The sequence below is a fragment of the Kitasatospora sp. NPDC008050 genome, assembly GCF_042957465.1.
Classification (GTDB): domain Bacteria; phylum Actinomycetota; class Actinomycetes; order Streptomycetales; family Streptomycetaceae; genus Kitasatospora.
The window spans coordinates 507,163-520,229 of the sequence record NZ_JBIBIJ010000005.1 but is presented as its reverse complement, the minus strand read 5'-3'; the positions used below and the strand labels follow the sequence as shown (position 1 = coordinate 520,229).

The 13,067-nt window shown below is 74.5% G+C and carries 13 protein-coding genes; 6 read left to right on the top strand and 7 right to left on the bottom strand.

The window, feature by feature from the left end:
• Nucleotides 1-425 precede the first annotated feature (425 nt).
• A complete protein-coding gene (locus tag ACFZB9_RS13845; protein WP_391446721.1) occupies nucleotides 426-632 on the top strand; it encodes a hypothetical protein in 207 nt (68 codons plus the stop codon).
• 338 nt (nucleotides 633-970) lie between these two features.
• Here ACFZB9_RS13845 and ACFZB9_RS13840 read toward each other — a convergent pair whose 3' ends face one another.
• Together ACFZB9_RS13840 and ACFZB9_RS13835 are read right to left on the bottom strand one after the other, a co-directional pair.
• Nucleotides 971-1,663: a hypothetical protein gene (locus ACFZB9_RS13840; protein ID WP_391446719.1), complete on the bottom strand. Its 693-nt coding sequence runs from the start codon at nucleotides 1,661-1,663 to the stop codon at nucleotides 971-973.
• A 66-nt stretch (nucleotides 1,664-1,729) separates the two neighbouring features.
• Nucleotides 1,730-2,122 carry an ArsR/SmtB family transcription factor gene (locus ACFZB9_RS13835; RefSeq protein WP_391446717.1) on the bottom strand — a complete coding sequence of 131 codons (393 nt, stop codon included), beginning with the start codon at nucleotides 2,120-2,122 and terminating at the stop codon, nucleotides 1,730-1,732.
• 124 nt (nucleotides 2,123-2,246) lie between these two features.
• Here ACFZB9_RS13835 and ACFZB9_RS13830 point away from each other — a divergent pair, with 124 nt between their 5' ends.
• Complete coding sequence (locus ACFZB9_RS13830) at nucleotides 2,247-3,458, top strand: MFS transporter (RefSeq protein WP_391446716.1); 1,212 nt, start codon at nucleotides 2,247-2,249, stop codon at nucleotides 3,456-3,458.
• Between the two features lie 47 nt (nucleotides 3,459-3,505).
• Here the strand turns inward: ACFZB9_RS13830 and ACFZB9_RS13825 are convergent, their stop codons facing one another.
• The 3 genes from ACFZB9_RS13825 to ACFZB9_RS13815 form a co-directional block, all read right to left on the bottom strand.
• Nucleotides 3,506-4,477: an esterase/lipase family protein gene (locus ACFZB9_RS13825; protein ID WP_391446714.1), complete on the bottom strand. Its 972-nt coding sequence runs from the start codon at nucleotides 4,475-4,477 to the stop codon at nucleotides 3,506-3,508.
• A 147-nt stretch (nucleotides 4,478-4,624) separates the two neighbouring features.
• Complete coding sequence (locus ACFZB9_RS13820; protein WP_391446712.1) at nucleotides 4,625-5,470, bottom strand: ABC transporter ATP-binding protein; 846 nt, start codon at nucleotides 5,468-5,470, stop codon at nucleotides 4,625-4,627.
• A gap of 11 nt (nucleotides 5,471-5,481) precedes the next feature.
• Entirely contained in the window at nucleotides 5,482-6,294 is an 813-nt protein-coding gene (locus tag ACFZB9_RS13815) for a FadR/GntR family transcriptional regulator (RefSeq protein WP_391446710.1), read from the bottom strand.
• Between the two features lie 259 nt (nucleotides 6,295-6,553).
• On the opposite strand from ACFZB9_RS13815, the gene ACFZB9_RS13810 reads away from it, so the two are divergent.
• Nucleotides 6,554-8,311, top strand: a complete 1,758-nt coding sequence (locus tag ACFZB9_RS13810; protein WP_391446708.1) for a protein kinase — start codon at nucleotides 6,554-6,556, stop codon at nucleotides 8,309-8,311.
• 7 nt (nucleotides 8,312-8,318) lie between these two features.
• Here the strand turns inward: ACFZB9_RS13810 and ACFZB9_RS13805 are convergent, their stop codons facing one another.
• Complete coding sequence (locus ACFZB9_RS13805; protein WP_391446706.1) at nucleotides 8,319-8,966, bottom strand: MerR family transcriptional regulator; 648 nt, start codon at nucleotides 8,964-8,966, stop codon at nucleotides 8,319-8,321.
• Nucleotides 8,967-9,171: 205 nt separating this feature from the next.
• Here ACFZB9_RS13805 and ACFZB9_RS13800 point away from each other — a divergent pair, with 205 nt between their 5' ends.
• Nucleotides 9,172-10,170 carry an MmcQ/YjbR family DNA-binding protein gene (locus ACFZB9_RS13800; protein WP_391446704.1) on the top strand — a complete coding sequence of 333 codons (999 nt, stop codon included), beginning with the start codon at nucleotides 9,172-9,174 and terminating at the stop codon, nucleotides 10,168-10,170.
• Nucleotides 10,171-10,203: 33 nt separating this feature from the next.
• Here the strand turns inward: ACFZB9_RS13800 and ACFZB9_RS13795 are convergent, their stop codons facing one another.
• Nucleotides 10,204-10,863, bottom strand: coding sequence for a zinc ribbon domain-containing protein (locus ACFZB9_RS13795; RefSeq protein WP_391446702.1), 660 nt, complete (start codon nucleotides 10,861-10,863; stop codon nucleotides 10,204-10,206).
• A 262-nt stretch (nucleotides 10,864-11,125) separates the two neighbouring features.
• Here ACFZB9_RS13795 and ACFZB9_RS13790 point away from each other — a divergent pair, with 262 nt between their 5' ends.
• Together ACFZB9_RS13790 and ACFZB9_RS13785 are read left to right on the top strand one after the other, a co-directional pair.
• Nucleotides 11,126-11,719 (top strand): hypothetical protein, encoded by a 594-nt coding sequence (locus ACFZB9_RS13790; protein WP_391446701.1) that lies wholly within the window; start codon nucleotides 11,126-11,128, stop codon nucleotides 11,717-11,719.
• Nucleotides 11,720-11,769: 50 nt separating this feature from the next.
• On the top strand, nucleotides 11,770-13,050 hold the full coding sequence (locus tag ACFZB9_RS13785) for a sensor histidine kinase (protein ID WP_391446699.1): 1,281 nt from the start codon (nucleotides 11,770-11,772) through the stop codon (nucleotides 13,048-13,050).
• The last annotated feature ends 17 nt before the right edge of the window (nucleotides 13,051-13,067 follow it).

Sequence of the window (13,067 nt, the reverse complement as noted above, 5' to 3'; positions counted from 1 at the left end):
CGTTGCGATTAACGTCGCACGACGGGTTCGGGAGGAGGCCGCTGGGAAAAGGACCAAGCCCACGGGCTGGTACCTCGCCCGGCGGCCCACCTCACGCTGAAGCTCCTCCCCTGAGGGGCTGGCTTGTGAGGAGGGCTGCGTGCCGTCCGGCGCCGGGGCATCTGAAGCTCCGGGTGGTCTGAGTCGTGGGACCCGATACGACAGGTCGAGGAGGTAGCTCACCGCATTTGAGGCGATCACTCCTGAAGAAGCCGTGCGGCTGCTCCAAGTGGCCGCGGCGGCGCTCTGCGACGTTGGCCCGGTGCGCCTCAGTGTGGCCGCGTCCTTGCTTGAGATCAGCGATCGCACCGCCCGCACCTGGGCGAACGAGGGTCTGCTCCGCCGAAAGCGAGGTTGAAGGTCACTCGCCGGCTCGGGTGGATCCTGTGCGGCTCCACGAGGTCTGGCAACTGGTCCGCGACCTGCGTGCTCAGGGGCGGAACCGGGGCCTGCTCAATGCCGTCTGGTACCGACTTGCCGATCAGTCGATCCTTGACAGTGATGACGTGGCGGAGGGTCTGGAGCAGCTGCGATCCGGGCTTACGCGTCCAGCACCGACGCAGGAGGAGGAAGAGGCGCAGGGCGGCAAGTAGCGTGTGAGTACCATTGCTTGGTGCCCTATCAGTAGAGCTCAGCCCTCGTGCTGAGCAGCAGGTCACGATGAGGCTGACCAGGAGATCAACGTCTACACGCAACTGTATGAGTGGGCTGGTGTGCCAGTCCCTGCTGGGAAGCGCACCAAGCCCTCGTGCTGTGATGCGGACACAGGTCTGCCGCCCGATGTTGACGTCGAGATCGTGGATGAGATCGTGAGGCGGGCCAGAGAGTTGACGGGGGCGGCCAAGCGCAGGGCAGCGTGGCGAGGGCGTACGAGCTAGCCCCATGGGTCGGCCGTGGTGGCCCCCACGCGTAGCCCGCTGCGAACCGGTGCCTACCAGCGGTCCGAGGCGTCCAGGGTCACGATCACCGTGCCCTTGTCGTCGGAGACGTCCGCGCACACCTGGTGCCGGTCGAGATTGCGGCCCTCGTCGTGGCAGGCGCCCCAGGTGCCGTGGTCCAGGGTGAACTGCCAGCCGTGCGCCCGCGTCAGGTGGTCGCGGAGTTCCCGCGCCACCTCGTCGGGCGACTGCCCGGCCGTGCCGTGCACCTCGATGCTCCGTGTGCAGTACGTCTCGGAGCCGCCGCCGCAGCCCTCGTCGCGGTTGCTCACCACCGCGAGCCCGGTGGGCAGCGGCAGGACCTCCCGGTCGGAGGGGGTGGTGGCCGGTACCCCGTTGATGCCGACCAGCCAGGCGGCCACCAGGGCGGCGGCCGGGCCGATCACGCAGTAGAAGATGGACAGGCCCATGCCCGCGGCGCCGCGCCCTTGCAGCGAACTCAGCTTCGGCACGCCGGGTCGGCGGCTTTCGACGACGATGCCCACGGGGAGGAGGACCGCTGCCGCGAAGGTGATGATCACCATCAGGGTGACCTTCGCGTCGGAGAGGATCCACCCCTGCGCGAGTGCGATCCCGGTGGCCGCGAGGAGCGCGAGCAGGATCCCGACGACCCAGCCCGTCCTGACCGTCCGGACGGCGAACAGCCAGCACACGAGGGGGAAGAGAAACGCGACAGTGATGATCACGGCGGACACTCTGCCCCACGCAGGCCGCTGCGGCCCAGGGTTTTCGCGGCCCGCCAGGTGGTGGGCCTACTCCTCCGTCGGGGTCCAGTCCGCGACCAGCGCCAGCAGCCCGGGAAAGCGCGCCTCCAGGTCGTCGATCCGCACCTGGCTGCGGCGTTCGAGACCGTACTGGCGCTGGCGGGTGACGCCGGCCTCGCGCAGGGCGCGGAAGTGGTGCGTGAGCGAGGACTTGGGGCGGTCCAGGGCGAACCAGCTGCACGAGTGGTCGAAGGCGTCGGAGTCGAGCAGCAGCGCGCGCACGATGTGCAGCCGCAGCGGGTCGCTGAGCGCGGCCAGTACCGCCTCCAGGCGCAGCTCGCTGACCGCCGGTTCGGGCAGTGGCTCGGGCAGATCGGGGGGCTGGGGGTGGCGGCGGATGGCGGACGCCGCAGGGGTGCCGGGGGAGGAGCTGGGTGCCATGGGGGCCTCCTTCGCGCTGCTTTAAGTACGAGTCCAATCGTACTGCATGCTAAGTTCGAGATATCTCGTACTGAGCGGATGGCCCGAGGGGGAGTTCATGGCGTATGCCGTCGAGGAAGCAACTATGCTGGATCGTAGGGGAGTTCACGCACGAACCGGTACCGCTTGGATCTGGCTGGCCGCCTGGCCGGTCACCGCCGTCTTCGTCCTGTCCAACGCCGCCACCCCGCTCTATGCCCTGTGGCAGCACGACATCGGCTTCGGCAAAGGGACGCTGACCGTCGTCTTCGCCTGCTACATCGCCGGCCTGATCGGCTCGCTGCTGGTCTGCGGGGTGCTCTCGGACCGGATCGGCCGCCGCCGGGTGCTGGTTCCGGCGATCCTGCTCGCGCTGCTGGCCTGCGGCACCTTCGCCACGGCCGGCTCGGTGCCCGCGCTGATGGCGGCCCGGCTGCTCACCGGGATCGCGGTCGGGGCGGCCGTCTCGGCGGGCATGGCGGCGGTGACCGACGTCGCGGGCGCCGAGCGGCGGCGGCTCGCCGCGCTGCTGGCCTCCTGCGCGATGGTGCTGGGCGCCGGCACCGGGCCGCTGCTGGCAGGCGTGCTCTCGCAGGCGCTGCCCGGGCCGACCAGCACCGTCTTCGGGGTGGTCGCCGTGCTGCTCCTCGGCGCCCTGGCGGTGGTGCTGCGGATGCCGCTGCCGCCGCGCGGCCCGGCGCCTTCGGCACGTGGGCCGCTGCTCCGCACGCCCCGGGTGCCGCGCGGGAACGGGCGCCAACTGGCCCTGGGCATCGCCGTCTTCGCGCCCGGCATCACCGCGACCTCGTTCGTCCTGTCGCTCGGCCCCTCGCTGCTCGCGGCGCTGCTCGGCGGCAGCAGCCGGATCCTCGCCGGGGCGGTCGCGTTCGCGATGTTCCTCACCGCGACCGCCGTGCAGTTCGCCGTGCAGCGGCTGGGCCGGCGCGCGATCCTGCCGGCGGGCGCGGCCTCGACGGTGCTGGGGATGCTCGCCCTGGTCGGGGCGGTGCGCGGCCACGCCGTGGCGCTGCTGGTGACGGCCGCGCTGCTGGCGGGCGCCGGGCAGGGGCTGGGGCAGCTCGGCGGGCTGTCGCTGCTCAACGCCAACGTGCCGGCGCGCTCGCTCGCCGAGGCCAACGCCGCGCTCAACGTGGGCGGTTACCTGCTGGCGGGCACGCTCCCGGTGGCCGCCGGGTTCCTCGGCGACGCGATCGGGCTGACCGGAGCGACCACGGTCTTCGGTGTCGTGGTGGCGCTGCTCGCTGCTCTGGGAGGGGCGCTGGTGGTCGTCAACAGGACTTGGGCGAAGGCTGGTTGAGGAAACGCCCCGGGCGGCACAGGGCGCCCGGGGCGGTAACACGGCGCTCAGCCAGCCAGGTTGGCGAGGCAGCTGGCCTCGCTCACGTGGTCGGGGTCGAGCGCGTGCAGGACCTCGTGCCGCACCACCGGGTCGACGGCCATCAGCACGTGGTCCGGCACGTTGGCCGGGCAGAGGTCCTGCACCAGCACGTTGTGCACGTTCGGGCCGGACAGGTACTGCGAGGTGTACGGGGTGACCACCTCGTCGAACTTGGTGGCGATCACCCAGTACTCGACGCCCGGCATGGTGTCGCCGCCCGCGTTGAGCTTGCCGAGCATGGCCGAGCCGACCTCCTGGTCCGCGCAGGCCGGGCAGGCGGAGGCGACGATCTGCTGGGCGCCGGGGAAGGACTGGGCGAGCGTGGTCAGGCCGTCCAGCGTGGTCCCGTGGTTGCTCGGGGCGAGGCCGACCAGGGTGTGCACCTTGGCCGCCCCGCCGTCGAACTTCAGGTAGTAGCGCGGCATCATGCCGCCCTGACTGTGGCCGACGATGTCGACCTGACCCGCGCCGGTGGCGGCCAGCACCCCGTCCACGAAGGTGGAGAGCTGCTGGGCGGAGTCGGCCACCGGGGCGATCGCCCGCAGCACGGGGACGCCGGGCTGGGCGCCGTAGGTCAGGGCGTAGACGCAGTAGCCCTGCGCGGCCAGCGCCGGGGCGATGGTCAGCCAGTTGACCGAGCCGTTGGCGAAGGTGCCGTGGACCAGCACGACGGGCCTGGGGTGGGCCGAACTGGGCTGGCAGGACCAGTCGTTGGCCCCGGGGACGCCCGGTGCGGCGAGCGCCTGGGCGGCGGCGACGGGGTCGGTGCCGTTGGGGTTGGCGTTGGCGGTGGCCCGCGCCTGGGCCGGGGCGGCGCCGGCCAGCGCGGCGCCGAGCAGTCCGGCGCCGGCCGCGAGCGCGGCGAGCCGGCGGGTGAAGCGGCCGCGGGGCGAGGTGGATCTGGGCAGGGGGGAGCCGGGCAGGTTGGTTCCGGACATGGCTGTCCTCCGGGTGGGGGTTGGAGGTGCGCGACGGCGCGTGGGGGTGCGCCGGGGAACTGGCCAGTAAGTTACTGCTGGGTTAACGCCCTGGCCAGACACCGCGCGGGAATTGACACCCGGAGGGACGAGTCGTGCCGAAGCGGACTATCCGGCGAGCACGGAGGCAGCGGCCGCGGCGGCGGTGCGCCGGTCGGCCCGGGCCGCCCAGCGCCCGTCCGCCCGGCTGATCAGGATCGGGTGCTCGAAGCAGGCACTGATCAGCTCGGTGGTGACGATGTCCGCGACCTCCCCGCGCCCGACGCACTCGCCCTCGCGCAGCAGCAGCGCGTGCGTGGTGCTGCTCGGCAACTCCTCCAGGTGGTGGGTCACCAGCACGCTGGCCAGCTCGGGGTGCTTCTCGCGCAGCTCGTCCAGGCTGCTGAGCAGCTGCTCGCGGGCGGTCAGGTCGAGGCCGGTGGCGGGCTCGTCCAGCAGCAGCAGGCGCGGCTGCGGCATCAGCGCACGGGCGATCAGGGCCCGGCCGCGCTCGCCCTGGGAGAGCGTGGTCCAGGCGGCCTCGGCCCGCCGGGTCATGCCGAGGGTGGCGATCAGCTCGTCGGCGTGGGCGAGCTGCTCGGGGGTGGGCCTGCGGTGCAGGTCGGGTTCGATGCTGTTGGTCAGGCCGGTCAGCACCACCTCGCGCACGCTCAGCGGCGAGCGCAGCGGATGGCGGGGGTTCACGTGGCCCAGGTGCGCCCGCAGCTCGCGGACGTCCACCCGGCCGAGTTGGCGGCCGAGCACCCGCACCACGCCGCGGGTGGGGTGGCAGACGGCGCCGAGCAGGCCGAGCAGGGTGCTCTTGCCCGCGCCGTTGGCGCCGAGCACGGCCCAGTGCTGGCCGGGCTCGATGGTCAGCGAGATGCCGCGCAGCAGGTGGCGGCCGGCGCGCACGAAGTCGACGTCCTCGACGTGCAGCAGCGGGCCGTGCGGTGCGGGGTCGGCGGAGTTCACGGGTGCGCTCCTCAGGGGGTGACTCGGCGGGTGACTCGGTTGGGGACTTGGTTGGGGACTCGGTGGGTGAGCGGGGAAAGGGACTCCTGGGCGCGGAGCAGCTGGTCCTGGGCGCGGAGCAGCTGGTCCTGGGCGCGGAGCAGCCGGACGATCGCCTCCAGGTTGTGCAGGGTCGCGGCGACAGCGGCCTCGGCGTCCCGCGCCTGGAGCGCGGCGAGCAGCGCCGCGTGCGCGCACGAGGTGTCCGGCAGGCCCGGCACGCTCTCGACCAGCTCGACCAGCGCGGTGCGCAGCACCGGCAGCACGGCGGTGAACAGGTCCAGCAGGACGGCGTTCCCGGCCAGCTCGACGACCGCCAGGTGGAACGCCAGGTCGGCCTCGACGAAATCGGGCGCGCTGAGCGAGCGCCGGGCCTGCCGGGCGTCCAGCCGCTCGCGCAGGGCCTGGAGCTCGGCGGGCGTGGCGCGCTCGGCGGCCAGCCGGGCGGCCTCCACCTCCAGCGCGCGGCGGACCTCGTACACCTCCAGCAGGCGGGCCCGGCGCAGCAGCTCGCGCACCTCGCCGGGGGGTGCGGGCGGCCGGGTGGCGGGGTCGGTGACGAAGGTGCCGACGCCGTGGCGCACGTCGAGCAGGCCGTCGCGGACCAGCAGCCGCACGGCCTCGCGGACGGAGGACCGGCCGACGCCCAGCAGCCGGGCCAGTGCGGCCTCGTTGGGCAGCTGCTCGCCGACCCGCCAGCGGCCGCCGTCGAGCAGCTCGCGCAGCCGCGCCTCCACGCGCGGCACCAGGGGGCCGCGCCGGGGGCCCGGTGTGCTCGGCTCCACGGCGTCTCCTCCTCGACCGGCCGGGCCCGGCAACCAGGTGGGCTCGAACGTGCGTCCGCCAAGATGCGGATGCCCGCGCCGGGGTGAGCACGCTAACAGTCGTCGCCAGTCCTCTGAGGACTGTTCCACCCAGTGGACTCCCGGCGTACGGGCGGGCAGGGTGGTGCCCCGACTGGGGCGGTGGCGCGATGATGCCGCATCATGGCGCGGGTGCCGGGCATGCGGTGCCCGGCCGACAGAGCGTGAGGAGCAGGACCAGGTGATCGGACGAGCGCTGAACGGCCGCTATGAACTGGTCGGCACCCTCGGGGTCGGCGGCATGGCCACGGTCTGGCACGGCGTCGACCGGGTGCTCGGCCGGGAGGTGGCGGTCAAGGTGCTCAACGGCGGCCTGGCCGAGGACCCCAGGTTCGCCGAGCGGTTCAGCCGGGAGGCGCAGCACGCGGCGATGCTGGTGCACCCGCGGATCGCCATGGTCTTCGACTCGGGCATGGACCAGGGCGCCGCCTACATCGTGATGGAGCTGATCCGCGGCCGCTCGCTCGGCTCGGTGCTGGCCGAGGGCGGCCCGCTGCCGGTCGAGCGGGCGGTGGGGATCGCGGCGGCGGTCTGCGAGGCGCTGGAGGTGGCGCACGCGGCCGGCCTGGTCCACCGCGACATCAAGCCCGGCAATGTGATGATCACCGACGACGGCGGCGTCAAGGTCGTCGACTTCGGCATCGCGCGCGCCTCGGCCTCCGGGCAGCAGCTGACCCAGACCGCCTCCGTGCTCGGCACCGCCGCCTACCTCTCGCCCGAGCAGGCCACCGCCTCCGAGGTGGACGGGCGCGCCGACCTCTACGCACTGGGCTGCGTGCTCACCGAAATGCTCACCGGGGAGCCGCCGTTCAGCGCCGACACCCCGGTCGGGGTCGCCTTCAAGCAGGTCTCCGAGGAGGCCCCGCCGGTCAGCCTGCGCCGCCCCGACGTGCCGCGGGCACTCGACCACGCGGTGGCGCGGCTGCTGGCCAAGCGCCCGGCGGACCGGCCGGCCAACGCGGCCGCCGCTCGCGCCGAGCTGCTCGCGGCGGTGCCGGTGGCGGGCTCGGTGGACCGGACCTCGGAGCTGCTGGCGACGCCGATGCCGATGCCGACGCCCGGCCCGGACGGTGACCGCACGACGATGCTGCCGCCCGTCGTGGGTGCGCCGCCGCAGCAGCCGTACCGGGCGGGGACGGCCGCACCGACCTCGGTGATGGCGCCGGTGCCCGAGTACGGCGGGCACGGCGAGTACGGCGGACACACCGGACAGGCCGAGTACGGCGAGTACGGCGGACACACCGGACAGGCCGAGTACGGCGACCACCCGGAACCCGCCGCCCCCGCGCGCCGCTCGCGCCGCACCCTCGCGCTGGTGCTCGGCGCGGTCGGCCTGGCCGGGGTGGGCCTGGTGGGCGCGCTGGCCTTCTCCGGCTCCGGCGGCAACTCCGGTGCCGCCGCGGCCAAGGGCAGCCAGCAGCAGCCCGCCCAGCCGGTCGGTGCCGCCACGCCCCCCGCGTCCACCGGCGGCGCCGCTGCGCCGCCCACCGTGCCGCCGGCCGCCGGCACGCCCGCCGCCGGGCCGAGCACGGTGCCCTCCACCGCGCCGTCCAAGCCCGCCGGCACCCCGGCCGCCCAGATCGGCGCGCTGCGTGCCCAGGTGAGCGGCTCCCCGATACCGAAGGACCGTCAGGCCGCCCTGGTGCACACCCTGGACGCGGCCACGGCGGCGCTCGGCGCCGGGCAGCCGCAGGACGCGGTGCAGGCGCTGAAGGCGGCCCAGCGCCAGGTCCGGGACCTGTCCAAGAAGCACGCGGTGGACGGGGCGACGGCCGCCTCCTGGCAGCGCCAGCTAGGCGTGACCATCAACGCGCTGAACGCCCAGGCGAATCAGGACGCGGCGGGCGGCACCGCCGACACCACCGACGGCGGCACCAACGGCATCAACGGCACCAACGGCATCGACAACGGCGACACCGGCGACACCCTCGGCAACTGACGCCGCCTCAGCCGGGCGACTCGGCGGGTGCCTCCACGAACACCCGCCGGGAGGCGTCCTCCTGGGCGAGCCGACGCATGCTGGCCAGCAGCGTGTCCCCGAGGACGGTGCCCAGCACCGCCCGCTCCACCCGCCCGCCGGGATCGGCGCGGTGCCCGAGCAGCGCCAACTCGGCGGCGGCCAGCCGCTCGGCCGCCGACGCGTACTCGTCCAGGATGCCGAGCAGATCCTCCTGCCCCAGCTCGCGCAGCGCCCGGATCACCTGGGCGAGCGCCGCGCAGGCCGCGCCGCCGGGGTGCACCAGCCAGCCGCGCTCGGCCACCCAGGCTGCCGCGGCCTCGGTGGCCGCCCGCCCGGCCGAGTCGTCCCCCGCACGGCGTTCCGGGGTGACGGCGCGCTGGGCGATGCCCAGGGTGGCGGGCAGCGAGAGCTCGGGTGCGTCCAGGGCGGTGAGCAGCTGGCGGGCGGCGGCGATCGAGAGCCCGCCGACCTCCAGCAGCGCGCGCAGCAGCCGGAGCCGCCGCACGTGCCCCTCGCCGTACTGCGCCTGGTTGGGACAGGTCAACTCGCCGGCCGGGAGCAGCCCCTCCCGCAGGTAGTACTTGATGGTGGGGACCGGCACCCCGGTTTGACGGCTCAGTTCCCCGACGCGCACAGGCCGATCTCCTCTCCCGCCAGGGAGCAGCGGTGATGCACCAAGCGTAGGCGGCGGGCCGCCGCCGCTGCCAGACCCGTGACCGTGCCCGGAGTCGCCTTTACGCGCTCGGATTCCCTTGCGTGTCAGCGGGTTGTGGCAGCATGCCGCCCAGCAGGCTCCGGCAGCAGCGCCGTGGGCCGCCGGGGTGGAACGGGGCACGTGGGTGGCGACGGTCGAGCAGGTCCGGGCGGCGGCGCTGGCGCTGCCCCGCACGAGCGAGCACCTGATCCGGGACCGGGTGAAGTTCCGGGTCGGCCGGATCGTCTACCTGGCCCTGTCCAGCGACGAGACGGTGCTCGGCTTCGCCTTCCCCCGGGAGGAGCGGGAGCTGCTGCTCGCCACCGAGCCCGGGCTCTACCTGCCCCCGGAGCCGGCCGACGAGCGCTTCAACTGGCTGCAACTGCGGCTCGCGGCCGTCTCGGAGGCCGAGCTGGGCGAGATCGTGCTGGACGCCTGGCGGATGGTGGTGCCCAAGCGGGTGGCCGCCGAGCACGAGGCGGCCCGGTCGGATGCCCTGCCGCCCGGCCCGAGCCTGGCCCAACTGCGCTTCGCGGCAGGGGTCTTCGCCGGGCTCGGTGCGGTCGACGCGGGCTGGGAGCGCTGGGCCGCGGCCACGGCCGCGGGCCCCGACCTCGCCCGGCCCGAGCACCGCGAGGCCCTGCACCGCTGGCTCAACTCCTGGGGCTGCCGCATCCGTTACCCGCGCGAGGGTGAGCCCGACCTGTTCTCCGCCGCACTCGACGTCTGGTGGGCCGCGCACGGCACGGCCCTGCCCGCCGCCGGTGCCACCCTGGCCAATCTGACCGACCGTCAACTCGACGCACTGGCAACGGCCTACGCCGAGCTGGCGGCGCTGCGCGTCTCGCCCAGCCGCACCCTCGGTCCGACCGCCGCCGCCAAGGCGCTCTACGCGCTGCGCCCGGCGGCCGTGATGCCCTGGGACGCGGCGATCGCCAAGCGGCTGCACGGCTCCCGGGACGGCGCGGCGTTCCGCCGCCACCTGACCTGCGGGCGGCAGTGGGCCCGCGCGGTGATCGCCGAATCCGGCTCGGACGAAGGCGAGTTGCCGCGCGAGCTGGGGCGGGCGGCGGTGCCGCTGGCCAAGGTGCTGGACGACTACCTGTACGTCACGATCACCGCCGGCATCCCCGCCGCCCCATGAGCATCACCCCGTGAGCCGGACCGCCTGGGCGGGCTACTGGCGGGTGCCGCAGCCGGGGCAGAAGGCCGCACCCGTGGGGACGGCCGCCTGGCAGGAGCGGCAGCTCGCCGGATCGGCCATCTTGTGGCCGCAGCCGGCGCAGAACGCCCCGCCGTGCGTCTCGGCGTTGCACTGCGGGCAGACCAGCTGCCGCTCGGTGGCCACGTCGTAGGCGCTCCCGGCCTGCTGCCCGGCCTCGTAGGCGCGCTGGGTCACCTGGTCGTTGAGCCCCCGGCGGCGGGCCGCCTCGGCCTCGGCGGCGGTGTCCGGCGCGCAGCCCTGGCACAGGCCCTGGGCCGGGTTCCAGCAGGTGTCGCAGACGTGCTGGGTGCACCGGGCGCAGCGGTGGAAGTGGCCCTGCGCGGCGCCGATCGCCCGCTCGAACGCGGCGTCCTTGGCACGGCCCCAACTGGCCCCCGCCAGGCCGTCGACGGCGTTGGTGATGGTGCCGCCGTTGCCGTTGAGCATGCTCCAGGCCGCGCCGACCCCCTTGCTGACCCAGCCGGCCGCCCGCCCGGTGGTGAACGCCTCGTAAGGCGATCTCCAGGTGTCCTGACAGCGCTGGCAGTTGAACTCGAACTGGAAACCGGCTCCGGTGCCGTACTGCTCGCACAGGTCGCGGTGGTTGTTGCTGAAGTAGATCTCGGTGGTCACTGCTGGTCCCCCCGGGGGCGTCCGGTCGTCGTGGCGCTGCCAGCCGTACGACGCCACTGGTCGCCGCCTGGTTCTGGTTGTGTCCAACTGGTGTTCGATGCGCGAAGACTGCCATGCCGGACCGGGTGCGGCCAAGCCCTGACCACCGCTGTTCACCCGGCGGACCCGCGCGGCTCAACCCTGGGGTGGAGGGGGAGGGTCCACCCGCCGGTCAACCCTGGAGCCGACGCCCGGACCGGGGGTCCGGCGGGAGCCTTGCACCATGGACACCACGACCTACCTCCTCAACGGCCTGCTGCTGGTGACGATCGTGCGCCAGGTGCGGGGCACCGAGCTGAACCTCGCCAACCTGCTGATCCCGCTGGGGGTCGTGGGCGCGGCCGCGCTCGCCTTCCTGCACTCGATCCCGACCGCCGGCGGCGACCTGACGCTGATCCTGGGCCTGGCCGGGCTCGGCGCGGTGCTCGGCGCGCTCGGCGGCTCGCTGGTGCGCCTGTCGGCCCTCCCGCCCAGGGCCGGGGCGAGCCAGGGCGCGAAGGTCCGGCTGCTCGCCCGCACCCCGCTCGCCGTGCTGCCCGTCCTGGTCCTCGGCAGCCTCGCGCGGCTGGCCTTCGCCTTCTCGGCGAACCACGGGCTGGGCCACGCCATCGCCGACTTCAGCCGCGACCAGCAGATCACCGGTCAGAACGCCTGGGTCGCCGCCCTGGTCCTGATGGCGCTCGCCGAGGTGGTCACCCGCCTCACCGTGACCCGGCTGCGCGGCCACCTGCTCGGCCGCACCCTGGCCGTCCCCGCCCCCGCGCCCGGCCCCGCCCGCCCCGCGCGGGCCCAGGCCGCCCCCTTCGAGCCGGCATGACCTGGCCGGCGACTGGCCCGCGCACCGGCTGGCTCCCTATGCTGCGGGCCATGGCGAGCACAGCGCGGGGCGGCGACGAGGACGAAGGGTCCACCGCGGCCGTCGGACAGGCCCTGGCACAGCCCGGCAGCGACCCGGCGGTCAGCGCGCGGATCGCGCTCGCGCAGGTCCGGATCAACCAGCGGCGCAAGCGGCAGGTGTCCCGGTTGCGCCCGCTCAGCTGGCTGCTGCTGGTCGCCGTCGGCGTCTCCGCCTGGACCAGCTCGGTCACCCCGGGACTGACCGGCCGCCACCTGGCCGTCAGCCTGGCCCTGCTCACCTTCGCCGTGCCGACGGCGCTGGCCGGAGCCGGCCGGTGGCCGGGCCGGGACGAGCGGGGGCCGCGGGGCGTGCTGATCCTGCTGATCTCGCTGGCCGCGCTCACCCTCACCGCCCTGGTGCCGTCCGGCACCCTGAACGTGCTGCCGGTCTCCGGTGCGGTGATGCTCGGCTTCATCCGGCTGGACCTGCGCCCGGCGCTGCTGATCAGCGGCACGACCACGGTGGTGCTCGTGCTGCTGCTGGCCCTGACCGTCAGCGACCCGGTGGAGACGATCACCTCCTCGGTGCTGCTCTGCGTGGTGCTGGCCGTCACCGCCCGGCTGATGCGGCAGAGCCGGGAGGGCCAGGACCGCACCGAGCTGCTCTTCGCCGAGCTGGAGGACGCCTGGGAGGCGGAGACCAGGGCGGCGGCCGGCGCCGAGCGGGTGCGGATCGCCCGCGAGCTGCACGACGTGCTGGCCCAGTCGCTCTCCGCGCTGGCGATCCAGCTGGAGGGGGCCCGCAAGCTGGCCGAGCGCGACCAGGTCGCCCCGCTGCTCCAGCAGGTGATCAACCGCTCGGTGGAGCTGACCCGGGACGGTCTGGACGAGGCCCGGCAGGCCGTGGGCGCGCTGCGCGCCGAGCACCTGCCGGGCCTCGCCGAGGTCGCCCCGCTGGTCGAGCGCAGCGCCCGTGACCTGGAGCTCGCCCTCGCGTTCAGCGTGCTGGGCAGCGCCCGCCCGGGTGAGCCGCAGGCCGAGTTCGCGCTCTACCGCGGTGTCCAGGAGGCGCTGACCAACGTGGCCCGCTACGCACGCGGCTCGCGCGCCGAGGTGGTGCTCGACTACCGCGGGAGCGGCCGGGTGACCGTCAGCGTCACCAACACCGCCGGCACCGCGACCGCCCCGGCCACCGGGGGCGGCGGCAACGGGCTGCGCGGGATGCGCGAGCGGGTCGAGCGGGTCGGCGGCACCGCCGAGGCCGGTCCGGTCGGGGACGGCTGGCGGGTGGAGATGGAGGTCCCGGGATGAGCACCCGCCGTGCCCCC